Source organism: Brevibacillus sp. NRS-1366, assembly GCF_050467985.1.
On record NZ_JBITPN010000021.1, the window covers coordinates 66640 to 92908 of the forward strand.

Here is a 26269-nt window from a genome sequence, read left to right on the forward strand (position 1 = left end):
CTTGGTTAAATATTCATGGGTTCTCGTTGCTTAAAAAAGTTTAGTGATTTGCACAGTCTTGCAATTATAGAAATTGACCCGCCGTTAGATCCTATTTCTATTAGACGCAAGAACTTATATTAATAAAAACGATCGGTTCAATTTAGGCTATAATGATTAGTTAAACGCCTATACCATTAGCCAGAGTGATACATAACAATGAAGAGATCGGAAAGGACAGAAAGGTCAATGTCACGTAGACGCTGTAGATGTAAATGCGTGTCGTCATGTTCCATACGTTTTGATTATCCACCGTCGTTTCGTGGTCGAGGATGATTTTGCCGTCGATTCAGAACCTTTGAGTCACCTGGATCTAGAAGGTTTCGCGAATCACCCTTTGCACCTTTCTTCTTCGATTAGTCACCATTTTCGAGACGCCGCTTTTTCCTGTAAACCACACTCATTGGGTTTTTCCTTATCTCAGTTAAGGAGTGATCGAAGTGTCCAGCTGCGGTATTTTTGGTGATAACTTTTCTTTAATCTTGGTTCTGTTTGTCCTCTTAGTAATTGTTGCTTGTAGTTGCAATTAATTCATTATGTTTACAGGCGGCTTTTAAGCTGCCCTTTTTAATTCGAAAATACATATTACGAAGAAAGCTAAATACAAGCACTCGAAACAGAATTATGCATTGTTTACCCTTATCGCTCGAACCGGCATCAGAATCGGGGGCAAAAAAAATACGTGTCCGAGCGACTTGGACATGCAAGAGTCAAAGTCACAGCAAACACGTATTTACATGTTACAAACAAGATTGAAAACGATGCTTTAGACCTCTACTTGAAATACATTTGAAAAAAATGTGGGCAAGCATATTATCTCCACTCATAAACCCTTGGTATATCAAGGCTTACCCGATAGAGCCTTCCATCTCGAACTTAATGAGACGGTTCATCTCTACCGCATACTCCATCGGCAATTCTTTGGTGAATGGCTCGATGAAGCCCATTACGATCATCTCGGTTGCTTCTGCTTCGGACAGTCCGCGGCTCATCAGGTAGAACAGTTGATCCTCGGATACTTTGGAAACAGTCGCTTCGTGCTCGAGCGTGATGTTGTCGTTCATGATCTCATTGTATGGGATCGTGTCGGACGTAGACAGTTTATCCAAAATCAGCGTATCGCACTTGATGTTGGACTTGGAGCCTTCCGACTTGCGTCCAAACTGCGACAGACCGCGGTAGGTTACTTTTCCGCCATCACGGGAGATAGATTTGGAAATGATTGTGGATGTGCAATCTGGAGCCAGGTGAATCATTTTCGCTCCTGCGTCTTGGTGTTGTCCTTTTCCTGCTACCGCGATGGAAAGAACAGTCCCTTTTGCGCGAGGACCTTTCATGATTACGGCTGGGTATTTCATCGTCAGCTTGGAACCGATGTTACCATCAATCCATTCCATGTTCGCATCCGCGTAAGCAACCGCACGTTTGGTAACGAGGTTGTATACGTTGTTGGACCAGTTTTGGATTGTTGTGTAACGGCAACGGCCGCGTTCTTTTACGATGATTTCTACTACAGCGGAGTGCAGGGAGTCTGTGCTGTAGATTGGAGCTGTACAGCCTTCGACGTAATGTACGAACGCATCCTCATCCACGATGATCAGCGTACGCTCGAATTGTCCCATGTTCTCCGAGTTGATGCGGAAGTATGCTTGCAGCGGAGTATCTACTTTTACGCCTTTTGGTACGTAAATGAAGGAACCACCGGACCATACAGCCGAGTTGAGTGCGGAGAATTTGTTGTCTGCCGCTGGAATGACTGTCGCGAAATACTCCTTCACGATGTCTGGGTAGAGCTTCACAGCGGAATCCATGTCGCAGAAGAGAACGCCTAGGTTTTCCAGGTCTTCCTGCATGTTGTGGTAAACAACCTCGGATTCATACTGTGCGGATACACCAGCGAGGAACTTTTGCTCCGCTTCTGGAATACCCAGCTTGTCAAAGGTAGCCTTGATTTCTTCTGGCACTTCATCCCAGCTACGGCCTTGCTTTTCAGAAGGCTTTACGTAGTAAGTGATGTTGTCGAAATCGAGGTCGTCCAAGTCGCCGCCCCATTTAGGCATCGGGATGCTATTGAAGATATCCAGAGATTTCAAACGAAACTCCAGCATCCATTCCGGCTCATCCTTGATCTTCGAAATTTCTTCGACGATCTCGCGGGTCAGGCCCTTTTTCGTACGGAATACGGAAACGTCCTTGTCGTGAAAGCCGTATTGGTAATCCTGTATCTCAGGGGCTTTTTTAGCCATCTTTACTCACTCCTTCATTTTCATATCCATGTAGAAATTGCTATTCCTGCCCTGCCTGTTTGATGCCTTGCTCCAGTGCCTTCCAAGCGAGTGTCGCGCATTTGATTCGCGCAGGGAACTTGGCCACCCCGGACAGGGCTTCAATATCGCCTAGGTCAATGGAATCGTCAATCTCCTTGCCTTGCATTAAATCAGAAAACTTGTGTGCCAGCTCCAAAGCTTCTTCCACTGGCTTGCCTTTAACTGCGTCCGTCATCATTGAAGCGGAGGACATGCTGATTGAGCATCCTTCACCAAGAAACTTTGCGTCAACCACCTTGCCCTCCTCTACTTTCAAGGAGAGCGAGATGCTGTCACCACAGGTTGGGTTATTCAGATTAACGATGAGTCCGTCGGATTCTTCCAGCTTTCCACGATTACGCGGTTTTTGGTAGTGGTCCATAATGACGCGGCGGTATAAATCATCAAGAGAAGACATTGCCGAAATACTCCTTCGTTTTCTTCAACCCCGCTACCAGCACATCTACTTCTTCTTCCGTATTGTACACGTAGAAGCTTGCCCGAGCGGTTGCCGTCACATTCAGCCAACGCATCAGCGGTTGTGCGCAGTGATGGCCGGCACGAACTGCGATTCCGTAGCTGTCCAGAACCGTCGCCAGGTCATGCGGATGTACCGTATCTAGGTTGAATGTAATTAAACTGCTGCGGTCCTGCTGTGGGCCGTAAATCTTCAGTCCTTCGATCTCACGCATCTGTTCCATGGCGTATGCCACCAGATGTTTTTCGTGGCGCTCGATGTTGTCCAGACCGATTTCTTCCAAAAAGTCAATCGCTGCCCCGAGGCCAATTGCGCCAGCGATAATCGGGGTGCCCCCTTCAAACTTCCAAGGAAGCTCTTTCCACGTAGATTCGTACAAATCCACGTAGTCGATCATCTCTCCGCCAAACTCCATCGGCTCGACACGCTCCAGCACTTCACGCTTGCCATACAGGACACCCACGCCTGTAGGGCCTGCCATCTTGTGGGCGGAAAACGCGTAAAAATCGCAATCCAAATCCTGGACGTCGATTTTTTTGTGCGGAGCACCCTGTGCCCCGTCTACAAACAAGAGAGCTCCATGCTGATGCGCAATCTGTGCGATTTCCTTGATCGGAGTAGTATCCCCGAGAACGTTGGAAATATGGTGAATGGCAACGATCTTGGTATTGTCCGTAATCGTTTCCTTGACCGCTTCCAGAGTAACAGTGCCGTCCTCTGCCAGCGGAATGAACTTGAAAGTCGCTCCGGTCACCTTGGCTGCCTGCTGCCATGGAATGAAATTGGCGTGGTGCTCCACCACAGTCGTCACAATTTCATCTCCTGGCTTTAAGGTCGTGCGAGCATAGCCATACGCAATGGTATTGATAGCCGATGTCGTACCGCGCGTGAAGACGATCTCCGCTGCTTCACGGGCGTTGATGAAGGCGCGGACTTTCTCGCGCGCGCCCTCATAGCCATCTGTCGCCATGTTGCCCAAGGTGTGCACGCCACGGTGCACGTTGGAGTTGTACTCCTTGTAGTATTTATCCATCGCCTCCATAACCTGAATCGGTTTTTGGGAGGTCGCTCCATTGTCCAGATACACTAGCGGATGCCCGTTTACCTCTTGGTGAAGGATGGGAAAATATTTCCGAAGCTCCTTGGCGTTCATTAGCCTAACTTCCTTTCAAGCGCCTGACGGAGTTTATTCCTCACTTCTTCTACTGGAATCTGAGCTACGACTGGATCCAGGAAGCCGAGAATAATGAGACGTTCTGCGCCCTGACGGGTAATACCACGCGACATGAGGTAGTGGATCGACTCTTCACTAAAGCGTCCTACCGAGGCAGCATGGCCCGCTTTGACATCGTCCTCATCGATCAAAAGGATCGGGTTGGCATCGCCGCGAGATTTTTCACTCAGCATCAGGATGTTTTCCGCCTGTACACCGTTTGCTTTTTCTGCGCCTTTTTCGATTTTGGTGATACCGTTCAAAATGCTAACTGCTTCACCAGTCATTACCGCCTTGCTCACCATATCCGATTCGGAATGAGTACCGATATGTTGAACTTGGGAGGTCAAGTTTTGACGCTGGGAACCTGTCCCTACAGAAATGGATTTGGTCTCTGCGTTCGAAGCAGTACCTTTCAGGATTGTCGTGTTGTTGGCAACGGTATTGCCGTCGTTCATCTCACCCAAAATCCATTCCATTTTTCCATCGCGATCAACAGTAGCGCGACGGAAGCTGTAATCATGAACATCAGTAGAAAGGGAACGAACTGACGCAACCTGTACAGATGCACCAGGTCCCACATATACTTCGACGATGCTATTGGCTACCATGTTTTTACCTTCGCCAGATACGTATGTATCGACGTAGGTCACTTTGCTGTTCGCTTCTGCTACGATCAGAACATGTGGGCACAGGAGCGCATTGTCGCCAGCGATTTCGTACACTGTCTGCAGCGGAACATCTACTTCCACGTTTTTCGGCACGTAGAGGAATACGCCGCCATTAACTACCGCTGTATGCAGTGCGGTCAGCTTGTGCTCATCGTACGCAACAACATTCAATAAATATTTTTGCACCAGATCGCCGTGTGTTACGAGAGCGTCGGCAAATGTCGTGAAAATGACACCTTGCGCCTTCAGCTCTTCGGTCACGGCGTAAAAGAGGGTAGAGGCATTCTTTTGTACCAACAGGTTTTTCACACTGTCAGCATCAATTTGATCCTTTACCAGCTCGCTCAGTTCGTTTGCCGATGCCACTTTGGCAGTGGTTTGGAACGGCTCGAATTCTTGCGTGTTCCATTTATCAATCTTGGTTTTCTCCAAAGTCGGAAGCCCAAGCTCTCCCGCCGCCTTCAGTCCAGCGAGGCGCTTTTCCAGGAACCAGGCAGGCTCCTGATTGGCTTTGGAGTACTCGGTAATCGCTTCGGCGTCGAAGCGTAGCTGTACATCCACACTCATTTCACTGCAGCCTCCTTCTTCCTACACGTTGGCGTTTACGGTTTCGTCCTCGATGCCGAGCTCTTCCTTGATCCAGTCATAGCCTTCTGCCTCCAGGCGTTCAGCCAGTTCAGGACCACCGGACTTCACGATACGACCCTGCATCATTACGTGTACGAAGTCAGGCTTTACGTAGTTCAGCAAACGCTGGTAGTGAGTGATGATCAAGAAGCCACGATCCGCAGAACGCATTTCGTTGACACCATTTGCTACGATTTTCAGTGCATCAATGTCGAGACCAGAGTCAATCTCGTCTAAGATGCAGATGCTTGGTTCGAGCAGCATCATTTGAAGAATTTCGTTACGTTTTTTCTCCCCGCCGGAGAACCCTTCGTTCAGGTAACGGTGGGAAAAGGAATCGTCCATTTCCAGTGTGCTCATTTTCTTGTCCATCTCGCGGATAAATTTCATCAGGGAGATTTCGTTGCCTTCTCCGCGGCGCGCGTTGATCGCGGAACGCATGAAGTCGGAGTTGGTTACACCGCTGATTTCGGATGGGTATTGCATCGCCAAAAACAGACCCGCGCGTGCGCGCTCATCTACTGCCATTTCCAACAGGTCGTCGCCGTTGATCAGCACTTCGCCTTCGGTTACTTCATATTTCGGGTGACCCATCAGCGTGGATGCCAATGTCGATTTACCGGTACCATTTGGTCCCATGATCGCGTGCACTTCGCCGCCCTTGATTTCCAAATTCATGCCTTTGAGGATCTCTTTGTCCTCGATCTTAGCGCGAAGGTTTTTTATTTGCAAATGCGGTACTGCTGTCATCTGAATTCCCTCCATACACGTCAAAAGTGAGTTGGTAAATTCTCAATCCATTCTCAATAACTATCTTATAATAAGAATAATTATAAATCAAGGAATGAAACATATCTGTATTTTTTATATCATTATATTTAGAAAGTCGACTTTTGGTTATACCTACTTTGTCTTTTATCACCTTCTCATCGAAACATTTTTCCCTTGTAACATTTTGGAATACAATCCCATCATAGATCATGCATTCTTTAATCACTATCACTCGCAGCAATCGCCTCGGAAAGGACGAATGAACATGATGAAAAGACACAAGGCCATTCTTTTTACCCTTTTGGGAATTTGCCTGTTGGCAGGAGGAACCACTGTCTTCTCCAAAACGCTTACAGAGAAAATCTCTGCCCGGTTTGCCAATATAAAATTAATTGTCAACGATAAAGTGATCCAAACAAAAGCAGAACCATTCATTTACAACGGAAACGTCTATGCTCCTGTCGCAACCGTAGCAAACGCACTCAACATCCATCAAGAGTGGGACAACAAGACACCAGCCGTTCGTTTTTCCAACGGCGGTTCAGGCTCTGTTCAGGGCATCTATCCCTTTTGAAGCATATGTGACCCTCTTTCGCCAATCAAATGGAAAAGCCGTACCGCTAAACACTGTCGAGCTTTACAAAGGAGAAACAGCAGCAGATCCAGGTGACGTTGTCTATGATGCGCAGCTAAAGCAGGTCTATGTACACCGGTACGCTTTCAAGCTTATTTCTGAAGGGAATTCTTCCCGATTTGGCAAAGGAGAGCTGTTGGAAGCAGCCATCGTAGAAGTTCAAAATGGCAAACTCATCAAAACGGGCCAGATCACCAAGCAATGATCCTTCCCGCACAGCGAAGTGAACAAAAAACCGTCAGCTTTTGATTTGACGGTTTTTTTGTTTCTATTTTCCATCTTTACGATAACTTTCGATTACCGGATTGTACGGACTCTGGATACTTGTACTCTTTTTCCCAAAAGTCCGCATAAGGCACACCCGCTTTAACGGGATCAAACACCGGATCTTTCCCCTCCCGCTTTTGCCTTTCATAATCTTTCAGCACCCGCAGGGCAGGTTTTGTCAGCAGCAGCATTGCTATTATGTTCAGCCAAGCCATACTTCCTACGCCAATGTCTCCAAGCGTCCAAGCCAAACCCGCTGATTTCACGCTTCCGTAAACAACCATACCCATCATCGCGATTTTTAACAAGTACTCCGACCATACACGTTTTACATTGCCATTTAAATAAGTCAGGTTGGTTTCTGCCATGTAGTAATACGCCATAATTGTAGTAAAAGCAAAAAACAAAAGAGCAATTGCAATAAATGGAGCACCAAACCCTGGAAGTACAGATTCAACAGCTTGTTGTGTATAAATGGGACCCGGCTCGATATCACCCAGATTGTTGACGATAGGAGCTACACCGTCAGGCTTTACGTTATACATGCCGGTAATCAAGATCATGAATGCTGTAGCCGAACAGACAAACAGTGTGTCCACATAAACGGAAAACGCTTGCACAATTCCTTGTTTGGCAGGGTGAGAAACTTCTGCCGCTGCTGCAGCGTGCGGAGCTGTCCCTTGTCCTGCTTCGTTCGAATAAATCCCACGTTTTACTCCCCACATGATGGCGGATCCTAAAATTCCACCAAACGCAGCCTCAGTACCAAAGGCACTGTTGAAAATGAGAGCAATCATGCTCGGTACTTGAGACAGGTTTGCAAAAACAACGACTAAGGACACGAGAATGTAACCCAACGCCATGAACGGAACAACTACTTGCGCAACATTGGCAATGCGCTTTACGCCACCAAAAATAATGGCTCCCAACACCCCAGCGAGCACGATGCCGGTAATCCAGGGACTAATCCCAAAAGCGTTGTTAATTCCGGAAGCGATGCTGTTGGCTTGTACACCCGGCAATAAAAAACCGGTAGCAATAACTGTTACAATTGCAAAAAGGATTGCATACCACTTCGCTTTTAGCCCTTTTTCAATATAATAGGCAGGACCACCGCGAAATTGCCCTCCCTGTTTGGATTTATAGACTTGCCCAAGAGTCGCTTCGATAAAGCCTGATGCCGACCCGAGAAATGCCATCACCCACATCCAGAAGATCGCACCCGGACCTCCGAAAGCGATCGCAGTCGCAACACCTGCGATGTTCCCCGTTCCGACCCTTCCTGATAAAGCCATTGATAACGCCTGAAAAGACGATACTCCTGCATCGGAGCTTTTCCCATCGAACATCAGAACAATCATGTCCTTGAGATGACGAACCTGGAGAAACCGTGTAGCGATGGAATAAAACAGTCCTGCGCCCAAGCAAAGATAAATCAATGCTTGGCTCCATATCAAATCATTTAACCCATTCACGAAAGCTTCCAGAAAAAATCACTCCATTCATGAATATTATTTTCAGGAATATATTCCATGAATATTATAAATAATTTTATTATTCTGGGCAATTCTTTATAATTAATATTTTCTCTTTTATACAAAATAGAAAAAACGGTTAGATACTTGGTATCCAACCGTTTTTTTGATTGATTGTCCAACTATATTACTGGACTTTAGGACCAGCTTTGGAAATTTCAGATGCATTTGGAAAATTCTTTTGGAAATTTTCGATGAAGCGGTTTGCCAGATCAGCAGCCTGTTTGTCGTATTCTTCCTTATTCGCCCATGTGTTGCGTGGTTGCAGAACTTCTGCTGGTACATTCGGGCAAGAAGTAGGTACCTGTACGCCAAAGGTTGCATCAGCTGCGTAATCTACTTTGGCCAGCTCGCCATTCAGTGCAGCCGTTACCATCGCGCGGGTATAGGAAAGCTTCATGCGCTGACCTACGCCGACTGGTCCACCAGTCCAGCCTGTATTCACGAGGTACACTTGCACATCGTGCTCATCGATCTTTTTACCCAGCATTTCGGCATAAACAACCGGATGCAGCGGCAAGAAAGGAGCTCCGAAGCATGTCGAGAATTCTGTTTGCGGTGCAGATACGCCGCGTTCAGTTCCTGCCATTTTGCTAGTGTAGCCGGACAGGAAGTGGTACATCGCCTGTTCTTTCGTCAGCTTGGAGATTGGAGGAAGTACTCCGAACGAGTCAGCTGTCAAAAATACAATCACATTTGGATGACCGCCTACTCCTGGAATTACAGCTCCTGGAATCGCTTCTACTGGATAGGCTGCACGGGTATTTTCCGTATACTTTTGGCTATCGTAATCAGCGGTGCGGGTTACTTCATCCACATCCACGTTTTCAAGAACCGTACCGAACTCGATTGCTTTCCAGATTTGCGGTTCGCCTTCTTCAGACAGCTTGATGCATTTTGCGTAGCAGCCGCCCTCGATATTGAACACGCTATTGTCAGACCAGCCGTGCTCGTCATCACCGATCAGGAAGCGATTCGGGTCAGCAGACAGCGTGGTTTTACCTGTACCGGACAATCCAAAGAACAAAGCTACATCGCCATCTTTACCTATGTTTGCAGAGCAGTGCATGGAAAGAACGTTACGCTCTGGCAAGAGCATGTTCATCACGCTGAAGATGGATTTCTTCATTTCACCTGCGTACTCAGTTCCGCCGATCAATACGGTTCTATGCTCGAAGCTCAGTACGATGAATGTCTCCGAGTTGGTTCCGTGCACAGCAGGATTTGCCTTGAAGTCAGGCGCATAGATCACAGTGAATTCTGCCTCGTGTGTCACCAATTCTTCTGCAGTCGGGCGGATGAACAGTTGGCGAGCAAACAGGTTGTGCCAAGCGTATTCATTTACGACGCGGATCGGCAGGCGATAAGTCGTATCTGCCCCAGCAAAACCGTCAAATACAAACAACTCTTCTTTTGTTTGCAGATATTCGAGCACGTCTTGTTGAAGTGCTTGGAATTTCTCAGGACTAATCGGTTGGTTAACCGGACCCCAGTTGATTTTATCGTGTACGGAAGCTTCGTCCACCACAAATTTGTCCTTTGGCGAACGGCCTGTAAACTTGCCTGTTAGCGCATTGAGCGCCCCCTTATCGGTCAAAATCCCTTCGCCACGCTTAACTGCCATTTCAACGAGCCCAGCTACAGGCAGGTTCGAATATACCTTGGTAGCTCCTAAAATGTCAGCAAGCTTATGAACCGTGTTGGTTTCCATGTGTGAACGATCTCCTTCCCAGTATATATCCCTGATTATGACTTTTTAACAGTCGTTCGATTTGTAATTAGTATATCACATTTAACCAAATAAGCTACATAATTTTATATTCTCATGTGGAGAATGTGTGAATAACCGTCCTGAGTAGGTTTCCCCTGGATCTTGCTTTGTTCTCAGTCCATCTTTTTCGCGTGCTCCGTTAATTAATGGATACCAAAAAACCCGCTACAATAGCGGGTTTTGGGCATTAGACTGCATTTATACTCAAGACTGGCTAGATGCTTCCCAGACGTATAAATAAGTCAAGATGTCTCGATTGCGCTTATTGCGATACTCTTTTACCCTTGTCATGCCAATTTTCTCAGCGACACGCTGGGAACCGATATGGTCAAAAGCCATGTTTGCGCATAAACGGTGCAGATTCAGCTCACTTGTTCCATACTCCTTGCAGGCTTTTGCAGCTTCTGTCGCCAGCCCCAATCCCCAGTACTCCTTATCCAGAATATAACCGAGATCGTGCTCCATCTGATTGTCCAACTCAGATAACACAATTCCGCAATCGCCGATGATCCTCCCACTTTCCTGATGAACCATCGCCCAGCGTCCGTACCCTTGTGCCCTGTATCGTTTCAGATTGTTGTGCAGCCACTGCTCTGAACCTTCTCTCGTAAAAGGAGCCGGCCAAAATTGCATAGTTACGGGATCAGACAAAATCGCATGCAAGTTGTCTATGTCTTCTGTCGCGTATTTTCGTAGAATGAGCCTTTTTGTTTTAAGCACGATCTGATTCATTTTCAAACGTCCTCACAATGACACGTCCTAAAATTTCCACGCCCTTTGCCAATGCAGAGTGCTCAAACTGCATATGCGGATGGTGCAAGCCCGGCTTCAGATCGCACCCAAGTGCCAGCATGGTTGCTTTGATATGCGGGCGCTCCACCGTATAATAATGAAAGTCTTCGGCACCAGGACTGACTGGTGCTTCTCGAAGATTCTCCTCACCCAGTGCATCAACAATCGCCAGCTCCATCCATTTTTTCGCCTGATCGTTCACTTCGGCCGCCACCATCCTTGATCCTTGTTGCACTTCAATCTGTGCTTGAAAGGACGTTGCGACTCCTTCAATCACTTGCCGAATCCGCATTTCCAATTCATCCATAGCCTGATTGGTCTGCGCCCGCAGATCAATTGCAAAGCGTGCCTTGTCCGGTATGATATTGTAGCTCTCGCCGCCAGCTTGCAGCATTGTCATCTTGGCGGTCGCTGGCACCATCGGATCAATATGTACCTGTCCAATTCCGGAAATGATCGCTCCTGCTACCTCGATGGCATTGATCCCCAAATGAGGTCGTGCTCCGTGAGCGGAAACACCGGTAATTTCTCCATAAAGAAACATTGCGGCCCCATTGTAAATAGCTGGTCCTGCCGTTCCTTGGACCATCTCCTGAATCGGTCGCAGGTGTACGCCATACAGATAATCCACATCATCTACGACTCCTTTTTCAACCAGCTTCAAGGCGCCTGTCCCTTTTTCCTCCGCTGGCTGAAACAGGACCTTCAATGTGCCAGGCGGCTGATAGCCTGATGCGACCAATGCTTCTACTGTTTCGACAATCATGGTCATATGCGCATCGTGTCCACAGGAGTGATTCGCTCGCCACTCTCCATCTACTTCCTGCCAAAGCGCGTCGATATCTGTCCGCAATCCTACAACGGGCTTTCCTTCTCCCCACTCTGCGACCAACCCGGTACAATCATCAAAAGTAGTCACATGCAATCCAAGCGCTTGCATCCGCTCCACTAAATAGCGAGTCGTCTGAACCTCTTTCCAGCTAATCTCTGGATTCGCATGCAGATGGCTGAATGTTTCAGCAATCCTTTGCTCACGCGTACGTATCGTTTGTTTGAAAGAGAAAGCAGCGGACATGACCCTACCTCCCAAAAGTCTCTTTTTTCCTAATTATAGCATAGTGCTTCCAAAGCACCTTTCCCTTCCCCTTACTTGCAGGTGAGTCGCAATATGGCATCGAGCTTCAACTGATCACGCAAAGACCCTACGATCTTTACCTGTTGCTTGGCGAATGCATAGACCAGCTCATCTCCACCAAACAGCATCTGCACCTGGCGCTGTCCACCCTGCACGATCAGATCGGCGGATTGGCCCTCTGTCCACTCACCACAAAATGCTCCTCCCCCTGAGAACGTCAGTTGCCATCTCGTCTGGGAATCTTCCATGACGATGCCGATCCGCCGTTCCCATCCTTTGGTCATTAATCGCAAGTGTGTTTTCTGGTGGAGTCGATTCGCAACCTCACCCAGCAGCCTGCCCATTCCGATCATACACGCCCACCCCTCTCTTCCAAATGGGTTCGTTTAGCTTCTAGTCGAATCCTTTGACGAGGGGTAGGAACCGCTGTCGGCTTCTGTCAGGGAGGGCAACTTTTTCTCGACACGTTTTTGGGAAATGAAAAAGCATCCACCGCTTGGCAGATGCTCTTCCCGACGCATTTATCTATTCGTCGAACTCGTCTTTGTCTAAGCGTACCTCCAGATGATGCCCATCCGGGGTTTCAAAGTAAAGATTGTAGCTGGTTGGTTGGGTAATGGGACCACGATAACAAATGTTCTCCGCTTCCAGCTTATCCACTAGATAGTCTAGTTCCGCGCGGCTCGTTACGGAAAAAGCGAGATGGTCCACTTGACCTACGCCGCCTTTGCCTTCCTCCCCGCCGTGTGGATGAAGACCAATCCGTGTGTATGTGCCAATTTGAAAGTAGACAGGCGCTCCTTCCACCATGTTCTCTTCCGGGATGGGAACTTCCAAAATGTCTTTAAAAAAACGAGCTACCTTCACGACATCGCTACAATTCAATGCGATATGGTGAACGCCTTTCAAATGAAACATTCACACTGCCTCCCACGTCAACTCTGGTCATGCGCTTTTCTGCGACATTTGCTTTCGTTTATTGTACTGCTTCAGCCTCTCGCTTAACCGTCTTAAGCGAATCATCAATGCTTCCCGCCATTCGTCATCCCCAAGCTCCTTGGCGACACGAAGCAAATCAAGCGAAATGTCGATCTGTTGTTTGAGCACATCGGCGAAGCTAGCGGCTTCATCCGTCATGGTACAATTCTCAAACAACTCCGATGTATTGTCAACACTCACAAAGTCGGCAAAATCAACTTCAGGTGCCTGATCTCCTTGAGCATATTCTACTAAAATTTCGTATTCTCCCTCAATACCGGGATGGACCTCAATTCTGTCACATACAGGACAAAACATGATGGGGACATTGTGAACAAGTGTTTTATAATGACGGACTGACCCTACGGAACCAACCATTCCAGCACCGCAACAAAAACTCATAAAGTCTCCCTCCTTCTTCGCCAAACGTCTGCTTTTTTGTTTGGTCGACACTTTCGTCTGTATTCGCATTGTAGCCCATTATCCCTCTGACACTCTACCCGCAAAAGATACCAGTGGTTACCCGCAACAAGAATTTGTCAATTTGTCTTCCTATTGTACTCGAATTCACCTGTGCCCGGCAATGTTTTCTGATTAGTTTGAATTTTTTCCCTCATCTGCCTAAATTCATACAAAAACGTTTTAGTAATACCGATATAGGGAATAGGTAGTCATCTACTTAAACAAAAGGAGATAGATTTATGTTTCGTTTTAAAAGCCTTCGTGCTCGAACACTCACGGTCACACTTCCAGTTATTGTATTTACCCTTCTCCTCGTAATGAGCATGGCCTTCTTTTTCTCTGTCTCCCAGTTGAACGGGGCACTAAGCGACAAGATGAATTACCAGCTCGACCTGCTCAGCGATAAAGTGGACCGCCAGCTGGAAGCTCACAGCAAAGTAACCGAGAGTATGGCCCGTTTTATCGAAATGTCTCCTATTACGTATTCGCTGGAGCAGTTGAATTCCCTGCTTACCAAAACGGTTCTAATCAATGAGACGTCGGTTGGCATGGGAATTTTCATGGAGCCCCATGCGTTTGACCCGAATAAGCAATTGGTTGCTACATACGGGGCGAAGAAAGATGGCAAAGTCGATATTACCTATGAATACAGCACGGCTTCCTATAACTATCCCAATCAGGATTGGTACAAGGTCGGGATTTCGACCAAAAACAAAACCGATTATTCAGAGCCCTATTTTGACGACGTTTCACAGGTCTCGATGCTGACAGTCGTCGCGCCTTTTTACTCCGCGGATAAAAAACTGCTTGGGGTTGCCACAGATGACATTACCCTCACCGACGTTCAAACCTTGGTATCCGGGACGAAGGTTGGCGAGACCGGTTGGGCATTTATGCTGGATCAGACGGGCAGATACCTCTCTCATCCGGATGCTGAAAAGCTCATGCACAAAACGATCCAAACGGATGACAATGCATCTTTCGCCGAAATGGGATCGGCACTGCTTGCCGAAGAAGAAGGAATGAAGACATACACAGACGACAATGGCGTAAATCGCATCTATTTCCAAAAAGTTCCTAAGACAAATTGGACAATCGGACTGGTCATGCCGGAAAACGAGTTTTATGCACCACTCTCTGCTCTCTTCTATCAACTCTGTGCAGTCAGTCTGTTGGGTCTGGTGATTTTGATCGCCGTTATTTACTTTTTCAACAAATACCTGACCAAACAAATCGATCGTGCCAACCAGCTATCCCACGCCCTCTCCAATGGAGATTTCACCGCCTCCATGGAAATCAATACCGTCGATGAGATGGGAGTCATGGCAAGCCGATTTAACGCGATGACAACGACACTGCGGGAAACCCTCGGACAAGTCAGCTACAGTGCCCAGCAGGTAGCTGCCACTTCTGAGCAATTGATGGCTAGCGCCGAACAAACAAGCAAGGCAACGGAGCAAATCGCCCAATCCGTTCAGGAAATAGCCTATGGAACCGAGCAGCAAGTGGATGCAACGAACCAAGGCAGTGAAGTGATTACCGAGATTGCCCATCACATCACCGTGATGGAAAAAGGCATCGAGGAAGTCAGCACTTCAACTTTTGAGGCCAACCGTCAAGCCACTGAAGGAAATCAGATGGCTGTGAAAACCGTAGAGCACATGAACGTCATCCACACGCAAATGGGACAAACAGCGAGCATTGTCAATACATTGGGACAACGATCCCAGGAAATCGGGCAAATGATTTCGTTAATTACAACGATCGCTGACCAAACCAATCTCCTGGCCCTCAATGCCGCTATCGAAGCAGCTCGTGCCGGAGAGCAAGGACGTGGCTTTGCCGTCGTCGCTGATGAGGTGCGCAAGCTGGCAGAACAATCCAGCGCCGCCGCAGAACAAGTGAGCAATATTGTCGCGGACATTAGGCGGGATACGGAATCAGCCATTCATGCGATGACTCACGGCTCCACGATTCTTGGCGAAGGCATGACACTCGTGCAGTCGACCGGAACAGCCTTTGAGCAGATTACTGGCTCTACTGCCCGATTGCTCACGCGCACGGAAGAAGTCACTGAGGAGATGGGACAGATCAGCCAGCAGATGCAGACCATCATCTCTGCGATCGGCCACATTTCGCAAATTGCCGAGCAATCAGCAGGCAACTCACAAACAGTAGCAGCCGCAGCCGAAGAACAAAACGCCTCCATGCAGGAGATTTCCGCAGCAGCTACGATGCTTGCGAAAATGGCGGAAGAAATGAACGATGCTGTCCGCAGCTTCAAGCTTAGCTAATCGCATCACGGGAATAGATTTCATGCACACTTGGCAAATGAAGAAGGGTTGTCCGCTACCTTACGGACAACCCTCTCTTTGTTTATATAACCAAGCGGTCCCTTCCGTTCCGACAGTTTAGTTGGCGATATCCACGAGAGGAACATAGTTGGCTGGAAGGGTAGTTTTTGGCTACCACACTGATCGTTCTGCCATACCATTCGAGCATCATTCGACACGTTGCCCACGACATAAAGGGTAAAAGATGAAAACAAAAAAGCCGGAGCAGAAGAGCTCGGCTTTTTCATATTGGTTCCTATTCTTTTACCATCGCTTCGTATTTGTCTGCATCCATCAGCTTGTCCAGCTCAGCAGTATCAGACAATTCCACGACGATCATCCATGCTTGCTCATACGGCGAGGAGTTAACCAGCTCAGGAGCATCTTCCAGCTCACCGTTCACTTCCAACACTTTGCCGGTTACAGGAGCGTACAGCTCAGAAACGGTTTTTACCGATTCCACACTGCCAAACGGCTCATCCTGTTGAATCGTTGCCCCTACTTCTGGCAACTCGACAAACACGATGTCACCCAGCTCTGATTGAGCAAAAGCAGTGATTCCGATGTACGCTTTGTTTCCTTCTACTCGCACCCACTCATGCTCTTCACTGTAACGTAGACTTTTTGGGAATTCCATCGTTTACATTTCCTCCTATCAGGTACAATCCATTACACATACATAATTAGACGAACATTCTAGGATTCCTCTTCGATCCCCAAAATTCTAAACAGACGTTTTTTCACGAGATTGAGCCCCTTCTCGCCTGCTTGGAAATGACGCAGTTGGAGGTTTTCATCAAAGAGGTAGAAAGCAGGGACATATTCATTCTGGAATGCATCCACTGTCTTCATATCATTATCAATGGCGATAGGGTGTGTCAAGTTATGCTCGGTAATGGTTTGCTTGATGGTCTCCATGTCCGTATCTTTTTCAGAACGGGGCATGTGGATCCCGATCACTTTCAAGCCATTCGCTGCATATTTGTCGCGCCATTCATTGATGCTTGGCATGGACTCTTTGCACATGTAGCAGCTAACCGACCAGAAGTGTACCAAAACCGGGCTGCCAGCGAGGTCAGCTTTGGTCACCTGTCCATTCACCCATTCGGTAATCCCAGGGAAATCAGGCAATTCTTCGCGCAAACGCATGGATAGGTCAACTCCTTTTCTTGTTTCATATCATACCTACATGGTAAAAAAAGGGTCTAACAGCAAAATGTTAGACCCTTCTATTCTGTTACCCGTTCAGATTATTACTTAGCAGACAGTTGAGCTTGTCCTGGGCGCCAGTTAGCTGGGCACAGACCGCCGGATTGCAGTGCTTGCAGCACACGCAGAGTTTCGTCTGTAGAACGACCTACGTTCAGGTCAGTTACTACTTGGTATTTCAGAACGCCTTCTGGATCGATGATGAACAAACCGCGGTAAGCTTGTCCGCCTTCTTCGTCCAGTACGCCGTAGTCACGAGCAGTTGTTTTCAGAAAGTCAGCAGCCAGTGGGTAGTTCAGGCCACCCAGACCGTTTTGGTCGCGAGGAGTGTTGATCCAAGCGCGGTGGGAGTGAACGGAGTCAGTAGATACACCCAGAACTTCTGCATCCAGGTCAGCAAACTCTTCGATTGCATCGCTCATAGCGATGATTTCAGTTGGGCAAACAAAAGTAAAGTCGAGTGGATAGAAGAACAGTACCAACCATTTTCCACGGTAGTCGGACAGGGAAACCTTTCCGAATTCTTTACCATTGCCCAGTGCTGTTTCCATTGTGAAATCTGGAGCTGGGAGTCCAATTAGACGTTGAGCCATTATGTAAAACCTCCTTAGGAATGTGTTCTTACCTACATGTCCAATGATATCAAAGGATTCACTTTATAGTCAATATAATGTAGGAATCATTTCAACCTGTAATTGTTTTTCAATTGGACCGTAAACGATGCTGCCGCTTCCTAAATTATGCACAAAAAATAGATTTTCCTTTTTTGTGGCAGGCTATACTCCTCTTTGCAAAAGAACTCCTGATTCTGCAATCGCTGCAGCGGCCTGCAAGAGCACTTTTGGTGTCTGGACCAGCGCAATCCGAACGTACCCCTCGCCTTCCTCTCCAAATGCACTTCCCGGAATCACAACGACTCCCGCTTTTTCCAAAAGCGCAAAAGCAAACTCACGCGATGTCCACCCCTGTGGCACAGGTGCCCATACAAACATGGTCGCTTTTGGCAAAGGAATGACCCACCCGGCGTTTGCCAAAGCAGACAAGAGCACATCCCGGCGCTCCTGATAGATCGGACCTACGGTATTTTGACCGCCAGATTCCCGATCTTGCTTCAAGGCTTCAATCGCCATTTGCTGGACAGGCAAAAAGACGCCGTAGTCGACGTTCGACTTCACCACTGCAAGCGGTTTGATTATCTCGGCATTCCCCACCACATAAGCAATCCGGCACCCAGCCATATTGAAGCTTTTGGAGAAGGAGTTAAACTCGATTCCGACATCCTTGGCACCAGGCGCCTGCAAAAAGCTCGGTGGCTTGTAACCGTCAAAAGCCATCTCTGAGTAGGCCAGATCATGTACCACAATGATGTCATGACGCTTGGCAAAGGCCACGACCTCCTCAAAAAAGGAGATAGTAGCAACGGCTGAAACTGGATTATTCGGATAATTCAGGATCATAAATTTTGCCCGATTTGCCACGTCCTCTGGAATATCTGCGAGCTTGGGTAAAAAATCATTTTCCTCCCGCAGCGGCATCCGATAAGGAACAGCACCGGCCAGATGAACACTGCCTTCGTAAATCGGATACCCCGGGTCAGGCACTAGCACGATATCTCCCGGATCTGTCCAAGCCAAGGCAAAGTGAGCAAGACCATCCTGCGAGCCCATCAAGGAGTGCACCTCACCGTCTGGCGCAAGCTCGACGTCAAAGCGATACTGATACCAGCGAGCTACCTCTGCGCGGAAATCAGCCGTGCCTTCACTGAGGGCATAGCCAAACGCTCCAGGACGCTGCACAGCCTGTATCAGCGTTTCTAAAAGTTTTTGATCCGGTTCTTGATCTGGGCTTCCGATACTCAAATCATAGACTGTCCGCTTTTTTGCCACTTCTCGTTTACGGGCTGCCATCTCCGAAAAAATAGCAGCCGACAAGTTCTCCAGTCGCTTGGAAGGTTGGCGCATGATTATTTGCCTCCCCAGGCTTTTTCCAGCTCCTCTGGCTTGAAGCCCAGAGTTACGGTATTTTCGCTAGCCAGCAGAGGGCGCTTGATCAGCTTTCCATTGGATGAGAGCAGCTCCAGCATTTCTTCCTCTGTCATCGTCGGCAGCTTGTCCTTTAGTCCCAGCTCTTTGTATTGGACACCGCTCACATTAAAAAACTTGCGCAGATCCAATCCGCTTGCTTGCCACATGCTGCGCAGCTCTTCTTTGGCGGGAGGGGTATCTACAATCGGAATCTCCTCAAAGCTTACATTCTGCTCCGTCAGCCATTTTTTCGCTTTGCGGCACGTGTCACATTTGTTGTACAAGTATGCTTTCATTGTCATGTTCCATTTCCTCGCTTTTCATTCTGTCATCGCAGCGATACCTCTTTACCCATTATCCCTATCTCAGAGAAGAAAATCTACTCGGTAACAGAAACGGTTTTTCGGAAGGTAACGCCTGCAGATGCATCTACGGGGACTTCGATCAGCAGGTAATCATTGATCAAGGAACGGTCCTCCTGATTTTTGTACTCATACGCCTGATAATCGACGTACATCTCTTCGACCCATATACGAATATCTTCTAGTTCGACTGAGTCCGTTTCGCCTCCAGATGACTTGATCAACAGATACGTTTTCCCGTCTCTTCGCAAAAATTCGTTTTTCCATTCCGGCGACGCCAACAATCCCTTTGCCCATGTACTTACTTCCTCATCTACTTCAGCCAATGTCAGTATGCGATGATTCGCGGTTCCATTTACCTTCCCGATTTCAGGCAACGTGTTATACCCTTGCACTGTCCAAATTTGGTCATGGGTGTACCATTTTTTCATGCGTACCTCATACAGATTGTGGTCGGTTGTCGCTACTAACAGGCTGCGCGGATTGAGCGTACGGCTCATTGTTTGGAAGCTTTCCAATTCTTTTTGCAGCTCCTGTTCGACAAACCGCTTTAGCACCTCTTTGTAGTCCCGGTTTTGCGGATCTTGCATTCGTTCTGTCAGTTCCACTTCCTCATATTCATAGCCCGTCCCTTTGTCGTCGGTCCATTTGAACGCATTAACAATAGCGTCCCGATCGACCTGCTGCTTACGCACTCCGCTTCTCCCTTCATCCGGGAAGGCCACACTCGATGGCGTTGTTGGCTGGTTTGTTTCGCTTTGCTCATTGGCCTGGGCCAACTTCTCTTTCAGACCTGAAAGCTCATTGCGTAGCTGGACGACTTCCCGATCTTTATGCAAGCTCCCCAATTGAAATCCGCCCCATAAAAAAGACACTAACAGCAAAGCAATGACAACGGATAGACTCCAGACTCTCATGTACCTTCTTCCTTTCTTTTTTTGACACCAGCTCCTCAGTAGGCAGCCATAATCATCATAGGAATAACGATAAGAAATAACGATAAGAAAAAACGACAGCCCTCCTCATTCTCTGGCTGTCGTTTCCCTCTGCTGCGATCATCTTATTTGGGTTTTTTTTGCAGACTCATCTGCCACCGCTTGGTTGTCAACTACCTCAGCACCGGGACCTGCCTGCCACATTTGCGCAAGCGGCGAAAACGGTACTCCTAGCTCGTCCTCGCCCTTGGCTTTTACAGCCTCAGCCAGTGTTCCTTTTAGCGGCTCAGTGTATTCGATTTCTCTGTCCATCGTTTTTCCTCCTTCACGGGTATATGAAGCTAAGTCTGAAGGAGTTTGCCCTGCTTTATGCAGAATGAGTCGCTTTGATCTCAACCTGGTAGCCAGCGTGTTTTCTCGTTTGAAATACACCATTTTCAAAAATCAGGTATTGAGCTTTCACTCCGATTAAACGACCGCCCAGCTGTTCTTCTTTGTCCAACGATTTCGAAGTGATCTTATCCAGAGATTCTAGAATTGGATAAGCAATATCTACCCACTCGTCCTCTCGGTATTGGAATGCTTTGAATTCCTCCGGGAAGTGACCATACACCTCATCACGCATCGCAAGCAGGTCAATTTCTTTTACATCGCCTTTAAGCATTTTGCGCCAGTTGGTTTTGTCCGGCAAAAACTGGCTTAAATGAAATTCCAGCTCCCCTGCCATGCGACGAGTCGGGACTTCCGCAATCGGAATGGCGCGAATCGCTCCCTGATCGACCCACCGCTTCAACTGATTGTGCTTGCGAGTCAATCCAACTTTTATGTCACTGGAAACCGCCAGATAGACAAAGTGGGGAATCATGCAATATTTCTCGCCGAAGCTCTCGTCCCGGCAGGTCCCCAAATCAAAATGACATTCATGCGGTTTGACAATGCACAGATCGTTTTCTGGCAGCTTGGTAAAACAGGGATAGCAGTACCCGCTGTTGAAGGTTTTGTTTGTTTTTCGCCCACAGGCAATGCAGTTTTTTTCTCCCAAAAAGGAAATCGTCAAATCACTGCCCAGCCATTCATTCAGCGGCATCCGTTCCTCGCCGATTTGCAGATAATAGTCAACGGGCTTGTCCTTTCCGTGATACTCATGGGTGAGTCCTTGTAAAATACCGCGGAGTTCCACCTCATTCTCTCCTCTCCTATGTACGATTCCTTCATTTTAACATATCAGTTTTAAACACTGACCCCTGTTTTCTTTTGGTAGCATGTTTTCCCTGCTAGGGGGTGAACCTAGGGTTATACCAAAATGAAGGAGGCGATCGTTATGCGTCGCGGCGTTCTATGCGCCTTTTTCATCGCCTGCCTTCTCGGCTGTGCAATTTTACCTGCAGGAGCCAATCCTCCTCTACCGTCCTACGAGCCTATCCATCGGATTGATACGAAGAAAAAAGTAGTTGCCCTTACCTTTGATGACGGGCCTGACGCAACCTATACCCCGAAAATACTGGAGGTCCTCCATCAGAACAAGGTACCCGCCACTTTTTTTGTGCTCGGTTCCCAAGTCGACAAGCATCCAAAGGTAATGCAATGGATTTACAAGGCGGGGCATGAGATCGGCAATCACGGCTACCACCATTATGACCTGAACAAGCTCACAGAGCATGAGGTCTACGAGGACATCAAACAAGGAGAACGCTCTATTCTTAGAACGACTGGCATTTTGGCACAATATTATCGACCTCCCGGCGGTGTCATGACACATGACGTAATGAACGCCGTGCAATCCAGTGGCTATGACGTGATCCACTGGTCGGTCGATCCTAGGGACTGGTCGCTGGCTCGAACGGCTTCGGTCATTGCCAAAAGTGTGAAAAGCAATGTTTCTTCCGGCGACATCATTTTGTTTCATGACGGCGGACTGAACCAAAGGCAAACAGTAGCCGCCCTTCAAGAGCTCATCACGGATCTGCGCTCACAAGGCTATCATTTTGTTACCGTAAGTCAATTGCTGGATTCCGCCAAGTAGTAACATGATTAGGGCACCAGAAGCTCGTCTTGAATGAACGAAGCATTTGGTGCCCTGGTACCTTAATTTGGTACACGCTATTATTTATTTGGTTCCGAATCCCACTCCGTGAAAGCTTCCGTTCCTTTGAACATCTTTTTTTCTTTTCGCAAAAAGTAGACATCCTCATCCGGATAGTATGCTACGTCTCCCTCGACTTTTGTGCCTAAATCGAGAATCTCCAATACTTCATTGCCCGTATTGATAAACTGGTGAGCGATGTTTTTTCCCGCAGGTTTAGCTACAAAGCTACCTTTTGTGACAGGGTACTCCTCACCATTCAAACGCAGTGTACCTGAGCCCGCCAAAATCAGGAAAAATTCTTCTTGCAGCGAGTGAGTGTGGTACTTGGTGCTTTTGGCTCCAGGCTGCACCTTATCGATATTTGCATAGAGCTTTTCGCTGCCCGCCGCTTCCCCTAGGTAGAGAGTTGCCATACCCAGGTCCTCGTCGACGAAATCAGCTGGAATCTGATTCAAGTGAATTGGTTTTGTCATTTATGCCAGCACCCTCCCCAAAAAGGATCGTAATCTTTCATTTTTTGTATCAGCAAAAATGTCCGCTGGTTTTCCTTCTTCCATAATAACACCCTGATCCATGAAGATCACCCGATCTCCCACCTCTCTGGCAAAGCCCATTTCGTGGGTGACGACAATCATCGTCATGCCTTCCCTGGCCAAGTTTTTCATAACGGCCAACACCTCTCCGACCAGCTCTGGATCAAGAGCGGAGGTTGGTTCGTCGAATAGCATAACCTTTGGATTCATAGCCAGAGCTCGTGCGATTGCCACCCTTTGCATCTGGCCTCCAGACAACTTTTCGGGGTACACATCCGCCTTATCTTCGAGACCTACCTTTTTCAAGAGAGCCAAACCTTGCTGACGGGCTTGATCCTGCGCCAATTTGCGCACTTTTACCGGAGCCAACATGACATTTTCGAGCACGGTTTTATGGGGAAACAGATTAAAGCGCTGAAACACCATGCCTACGTCTTCCCGTACCTTGTTGATGTCGACCTTAGGATCAGATAAATCGTGCCCATTGATAACGACCCGCCCGCCGGTAGCCTCCTCCAGCTGATTGAGGCAGCGTAAAAAGGTACTTTTTCCTGAACCGGAAGGCCCGATGACGCAAACCACTTCACGCTCTGCCACTTGGGTGGTAATGCCCTTTAAGACTTGCAGGTCACCATAATTTTTTTTCAAGTCCGTCACTTGGATAATCAAGGACGTTCCCCCTTTGACCGATGATTTCATGTTGCTCGTTCTTATAGTTTACCGCAATAGTGGGAAAATTGCATGAATTATCAGAAGGGGGGGAAATGCGCATTGGTCGGGCTGTAGGGGAGGAGAGGAAAACGGAGAAAACGCTCCAGCTTCTTGGGTCACCAGCCAGGAAGATTCACTGCACGTCTCCATTACAAAAGCGAAACCGCGTCCAAAGTAGCCGATTCATGGGGCTTCTCAGAGGTGGACGCTTAAAGGCGTGTTTCGCTTTTTTCATTGCGCCTCGGTAGCGACCCAAAGAGCTTCGCTTGTTTCTCCGTTTTCCTCTCACCAGCTTTTCGGTTGCCCATGCTTTTTGAGGGATCATCCAAGAGACGTAAGGATAACACACCGATAAAGTAATAAATATTTCACTATATGAAAAAAACCAGAGAAAAATCCTCTGGTCTCATAACGGTTGCCGTACTTTTTACCCTTTGGATGCTGACAGCTCGCAAGCGCCTTTTCTTGTACAGATTGTGGTACAGGAATCGCAAAAACCGGATGACGGGGTCATTCGCTTCTCTTTTTGTTTTTGCGCCAAATAGTGAATGAGGCGTGCAGAATTGAGAACGACGAGAACAGAGGTCGCATTGTGCACAAATGCTCCTCCCACAGGGCCGAGCAGACCCGTCATGGCGAGGACAATTGCAACCGCATTGATCGCGCTGGAGATAATCAGGTTTTCACGGATGACACGCAGTGTTTTGCGCCCCAATTGCACGGCATCTGCTACTTTGGAAACATCATCGGTCATGATGACGATATCTGCCGCTTCTGCAGCGATTTGCGTACCGCCTGCCCCCATCGCGATGCCGACATGGGCAGAAGTCAATGCTGGTGCGTCGTTAATCCCATCACCTACCATTCCGACTACGAGGCCGCGCCCTCGATATTCCTCCACGCGCTCGTATTTCGCTTCCGGAAACTGCTCAGCGAATACTGTAGTCACTCCTGCCTGCTTGGCGATTTGCCCGGCAGCCCCTTTGTTGTCGCCTGTCAGCATCGCAATCTCGCCAACACCGTGCAAGCGCAAACGATCAATGGTTTCACGCGACTCCGTTCGCACTCGGTCTGCCAGCGAAACCATTCCGATCAACTTTCCGTCCCTGGCTACAAAGACAGCGGTATGTCCCGCTCGCTCCTGCTCTTCCTGCAGTGGCTGCAGCTCATTCGTCGCCACCCCCATTTCTGCAAAAAATCGGCGGTTCCCAACGAGCACCTCGAGCCCTTCGATTCGGCCTGAAACACCATTACCAGGATGCACGAGGAACGATTCCACCTCTGGCAGCTCGATATTCCGTTCTTTTCCTGCCTTGACGATCGCTTGTGCCACCGGATGCTCTGAATGATGCTCCAGCGCTGCAGCCAGACGCAGTACATCTTCCCCAGTTTTACTGTGAAGTCTGGCTACACCTGTCACTTGCAGCTTTCCTTCTGTGAGTGTGCCTGTTTTATCAAACAACAACGCATTGACGAGACCGATTTGCTCCAAAGCCACGCCGCTTTTAATCAAGATGCCATGCTTGGCGGCACTGCCGATTCCGGCCATGATCGCAGTTGGCGTGGCAAGCACCAGTGCACAGGGACAAAAAACGATGAGAATCGTAACCGCACGAACCAGATCCCCTGTAAACAGATACATCAGGATGGCGAGCGCGAGACTGCTCGGAACAATCCAGGCTGCCCATTTATCAAGCAGGCGCTGCACGGGAGCTTTTCTTTCCATCGCTTCAGCTACGAGTCTGGTCACTTTAGCAAAAGTCGTCTCTTCTCCTACACGCTGCGCTGTTACTTCCATGATTCCATTCGTATTGATCGTGCCCATAAATACCTCGTCGCCCGAGCGCTTTTCGACTGGCAACGATTCTCCTGTCAATGCTGCCTGATCCACCGCAGCTTGCCCGCTCGACACAACCCCATCGGCAGGGACTTTTTCCCCCGGTTTGACCAAAATGACATCACCGCGTGCTACCTCTTCAAGTGATACCTCCACCCAATCGTCCTGACGTTTTACCCTTGCTGTTTGCGGAGCCATTTGCATCATTTCTTCCAGGGCAGATGCTGCGCGAGCGACTGTACGGTTTTCCAGCCACATCCCGATCATCATGATAAGAGCCACTTCCCCTGCGGCAAAAATCTCACCAATCCCGACAGCAGCTACAATTGCAATCGTTACAAGCACGTCGCTGTTGACGTTGCGTTCATGTATCAGCTCCTTGCATGCTGTCCAGGCAATCGGGATACCGCATAAAAACACGGCCAGCCAAGATGGATCCATCCCCCACAGCTCTCCGTACAACCAGCTCACAAGCAAACCTAAACCCGACACGATCATGGCTGCTTTTTGCATCATGCCTACCATCTCCCTTTTTATAGATGTACAGTTCAGCAGGAATC

General features: G+C 48.2%; 28 protein-coding genes. 5 read left to right on the top strand and 23 right to left on the bottom strand.

Annotated features, from left to right (window positions below; genetic code table 11):
- The first annotated feature begins 479 nt into the window (after window positions 1-479).
- Complete coding sequence (locus ACIFQN_RS14550) at window positions 480-569, top strand: YjcZ family sporulation protein (RefSeq protein WP_429833752.1); 90 nt, start codon at window positions 480-482, stop codon at window positions 567-569.
- A 318-nt stretch (window positions 570-887) separates the two neighbouring features.
- Here ACIFQN_RS14550 and sufB read toward each other — a convergent pair whose 3' ends face one another.
- The 5 genes from sufB to sufC are packed head-to-tail and all read right to left on the bottom strand — an operon-like array spanning window position 888 to window position 6084.
- The gene (gene sufB / locus ACIFQN_RS14555) at window positions 888-2285 is read right to left on the bottom strand and encodes a Fe-S cluster assembly protein SufB (RefSeq protein ID WP_429833753.1); all 1398 of its coding nucleotides are present in this window, start codon (window positions 2283-2285) and stop codon (window positions 888-890) included.
- Between the two features lie 40 nt (window positions 2286-2325).
- Complete coding sequence (gene sufU, locus ACIFQN_RS14560; RefSeq protein ID WP_429833754.1) at window positions 2326-2763, bottom strand: Fe-S cluster assembly sulfur transfer protein SufU; 438 nt, start codon at window positions 2761-2763, stop codon at window positions 2326-2328.
- The gene (locus ACIFQN_RS14565) at window positions 2750-3976 is read right to left on the bottom strand and encodes a cysteine desulfurase (RefSeq protein ID WP_429833755.1); all 1227 of its coding nucleotides are present in this window, start codon (window positions 3974-3976) and stop codon (window positions 2750-2752) included. Before ACIFQN_RS14565 ends, sufU begins: the two co-directional genes overlap by 14 nt.
- Window positions 3976-5274 carry a Fe-S cluster assembly protein SufD gene (gene sufD / locus ACIFQN_RS14570; RefSeq protein WP_429833756.1) on the bottom strand — a complete coding sequence of 433 codons (1299 nt, stop codon included), beginning with the start codon at window positions 5272-5274 and terminating at the stop codon, window positions 3976-3978. Before sufD ends, ACIFQN_RS14565 begins: the two co-directional genes overlap by 1 nt.
- 21 nt (window positions 5275-5295) lie before the next feature.
- The gene (gene sufC, locus ACIFQN_RS14575) at window positions 5296-6084 is read right to left on the bottom strand and encodes a Fe-S cluster assembly ATPase SufC (RefSeq protein WP_049741723.1); all 789 of its coding nucleotides are present in this window, start codon (window positions 6082-6084) and stop codon (window positions 5296-5298) included.
- A gap of 286 nt (window positions 6085-6370) precedes the next feature.
- Here sufC and ACIFQN_RS14580 point away from each other — a divergent pair, with 286 nt between their 5' ends.
- Together ACIFQN_RS14580 and ACIFQN_RS14585 are read left to right on the top strand one after the other, a co-directional pair.
- Window positions 6371-6679, top strand: a complete 309-nt coding sequence (locus ACIFQN_RS14580) for a stalk domain-containing protein (RefSeq protein ID WP_429833758.1) — start codon at window positions 6371-6373, stop codon at window positions 6677-6679.
- 7 nt (window positions 6680-6686) lie between these two features.
- Complete coding sequence (locus ACIFQN_RS14585) at window positions 6687-6944, top strand: hypothetical protein (RefSeq protein ID WP_429833759.1); 258 nt, start codon at window positions 6687-6689, stop codon at window positions 6942-6944.
- A gap of 76 nt (window positions 6945-7020) precedes the next feature.
- On the opposite strand, the gene ACIFQN_RS14590 is transcribed toward ACIFQN_RS14585, so the two are convergent.
- From ACIFQN_RS14590 to ACIFQN_RS14620, 7 genes are all read right to left on the bottom strand, one after another.
- Window positions 7021-8493, bottom strand: a complete 1473-nt coding sequence (locus ACIFQN_RS14590) for an alanine/glycine:cation symporter family protein (RefSeq protein ID WP_429834138.1) — start codon at window positions 8491-8493, stop codon at window positions 7021-7023.
- Between the two features lie 175 nt (window positions 8494-8668).
- On the bottom strand, window positions 8669-10252 hold the full coding sequence (gene pckA / locus ACIFQN_RS14595) for a phosphoenolpyruvate carboxykinase (ATP) (RefSeq protein ID WP_429833760.1): 1584 nt from the start codon (window positions 10250-10252) through the stop codon (window positions 8669-8671).
- A 264-nt stretch (window positions 10253-10516) separates the two neighbouring features.
- The gene (locus ACIFQN_RS14600) at window positions 10517-11044 is read right to left on the bottom strand and encodes a GNAT family N-acetyltransferase (RefSeq protein WP_429833761.1); all 528 of its coding nucleotides are present in this window, start codon (window positions 11042-11044) and stop codon (window positions 10517-10519) included.
- Window positions 11025-12179, bottom strand: coding sequence for a M20 peptidase aminoacylase family protein (locus ACIFQN_RS14605; protein ID WP_429833762.1), 1155 nt, complete (start codon window positions 12177-12179; stop codon window positions 11025-11027). The genes ACIFQN_RS14600 and ACIFQN_RS14605 overlap by 20 nt, the downstream gene beginning before the upstream one ends.
- A gap of 71 nt (window positions 12180-12250) precedes the next feature.
- Complete coding sequence (locus ACIFQN_RS14610; protein ID WP_429833763.1) at window positions 12251-12592, bottom strand: SCP2 sterol-binding domain-containing protein; 342 nt, start codon at window positions 12590-12592, stop codon at window positions 12251-12253.
- Between the two features lie 172 nt (window positions 12593-12764).
- A complete protein-coding gene (locus ACIFQN_RS14615; protein WP_049741732.1) occupies window positions 12765-13157 on the bottom strand; it encodes a VOC family protein in 393 nt (130 codons plus the stop codon).
- A gap of 27 nt (window positions 13158-13184) precedes the next feature.
- A complete protein-coding gene (locus ACIFQN_RS14620; protein WP_429833764.1) occupies window positions 13185-13619 on the bottom strand; it encodes a hypothetical protein in 435 nt (144 codons plus the stop codon).
- 299 nt (window positions 13620-13918) lie between these two features.
- Between ACIFQN_RS14620 and ACIFQN_RS14625 the strand changes: the two genes are divergently transcribed.
- Window positions 13919-15973: a methyl-accepting chemotaxis protein gene (locus ACIFQN_RS14625; RefSeq protein ID WP_429833765.1), complete on the top strand. Its 2055-nt coding sequence runs from the start codon at window positions 13919-13921 to the stop codon at window positions 15971-15973.
- Window positions 15974-16268: 295 nt separating this feature from the next.
- Here ACIFQN_RS14625 and gcvH read toward each other — a convergent pair whose 3' ends face one another.
- The 8 genes from gcvH to ACIFQN_RS14665 form a co-directional block, all read right to left on the bottom strand.
- Window positions 16269-16649: a glycine cleavage system protein GcvH gene (gcvH, locus tag ACIFQN_RS14630; RefSeq protein WP_429833766.1), complete on the bottom strand. Its 381-nt coding sequence runs from the start codon at window positions 16647-16649 to the stop codon at window positions 16269-16271.
- 59 nt (window positions 16650-16708) lie between these two features.
- Entirely contained in the window at window positions 16709-17161 is a 453-nt protein-coding gene (locus ACIFQN_RS14635; RefSeq protein ID WP_429833767.1) for a redoxin domain-containing protein, read from the bottom strand.
- A 104-nt stretch (window positions 17162-17265) separates the two neighbouring features.
- Window positions 17266-17814: a peroxiredoxin gene (locus ACIFQN_RS14640; RefSeq protein WP_213021751.1), complete on the bottom strand. Its 549-nt coding sequence runs from the start codon at window positions 17812-17814 to the stop codon at window positions 17266-17268.
- Window positions 17815-17997: 183 nt separating this feature from the next.
- Window positions 17998-19182: an aminotransferase class I/II-fold pyridoxal phosphate-dependent enzyme gene (locus ACIFQN_RS14645; RefSeq protein ID WP_429833768.1), complete on the bottom strand. Its 1185-nt coding sequence runs from the start codon at window positions 19180-19182 to the stop codon at window positions 17998-18000.
- 2 nt (window positions 19183-19184) lie between these two features.
- Window positions 19185-19547 carry an arsenate reductase family protein gene (locus ACIFQN_RS14650; protein WP_429833769.1) on the bottom strand — a complete coding sequence of 121 codons (363 nt, stop codon included), beginning with the start codon at window positions 19545-19547 and terminating at the stop codon, window positions 19185-19187.
- Window positions 19548-19624: 77 nt separating this feature from the next.
- Window positions 19625-20524: a hypothetical protein gene (locus tag ACIFQN_RS14655; protein ID WP_429833770.1), complete on the bottom strand. Its 900-nt coding sequence runs from the start codon at window positions 20522-20524 to the stop codon at window positions 19625-19627.
- A gap of 138 nt (window positions 20525-20662) precedes the next feature.
- Window positions 20663-20854: a hypothetical protein gene (locus ACIFQN_RS14660; RefSeq protein WP_429833771.1), complete on the bottom strand. Its 192-nt coding sequence runs from the start codon at window positions 20852-20854 to the stop codon at window positions 20663-20665.
- Window positions 20855-20909: 55 nt separating this feature from the next.
- Window positions 20910-21722, bottom strand: a complete 813-nt coding sequence (locus tag ACIFQN_RS14665; protein ID WP_429833772.1) for a DUF2797 domain-containing protein — start codon at window positions 21720-21722, stop codon at window positions 20910-20912.
- Window positions 21723-21863: 141 nt separating this feature from the next.
- Here ACIFQN_RS14665 and ACIFQN_RS14670 point away from each other — a divergent pair, with 141 nt between their 5' ends.
- Window positions 21864-22565 carry a polysaccharide deacetylase family protein gene (locus tag ACIFQN_RS14670; RefSeq protein WP_429833773.1) on the top strand — a complete coding sequence of 234 codons (702 nt, stop codon included), beginning with the start codon at window positions 21864-21866 and terminating at the stop codon, window positions 22563-22565.
- An 80-nt stretch (window positions 22566-22645) separates the two neighbouring features.
- On the opposite strand, the gene ACIFQN_RS14675 is transcribed toward ACIFQN_RS14670, so the two are convergent.
- The 3 genes from ACIFQN_RS14675 to ACIFQN_RS14685 all read right to left on the bottom strand — a co-directional run bounded on the left by ACIFQN_RS14675 (window position 22646) and on the right by ACIFQN_RS14685 (window position 26225).
- The gene (locus ACIFQN_RS14675; protein WP_429833774.1) at window positions 22646-23101 is read right to left on the bottom strand and encodes a cupin domain-containing protein; all 456 of its coding nucleotides are present in this window, start codon (window positions 23099-23101) and stop codon (window positions 22646-22648) included.
- Complete coding sequence (locus tag ACIFQN_RS14680) at window positions 23102-23830, bottom strand: amino acid ABC transporter ATP-binding protein (protein ID WP_429833775.1); 729 nt, start codon at window positions 23828-23830, stop codon at window positions 23102-23104.
- Between the two features lie 469 nt (window positions 23831-24299).
- Entirely contained in the window at window positions 24300-26225 is a 1926-nt protein-coding gene (locus ACIFQN_RS14685) for a heavy metal translocating P-type ATPase (protein WP_429833776.1), read from the bottom strand.
- Window positions 26226-26269: the final 44 nt, after the last annotated feature.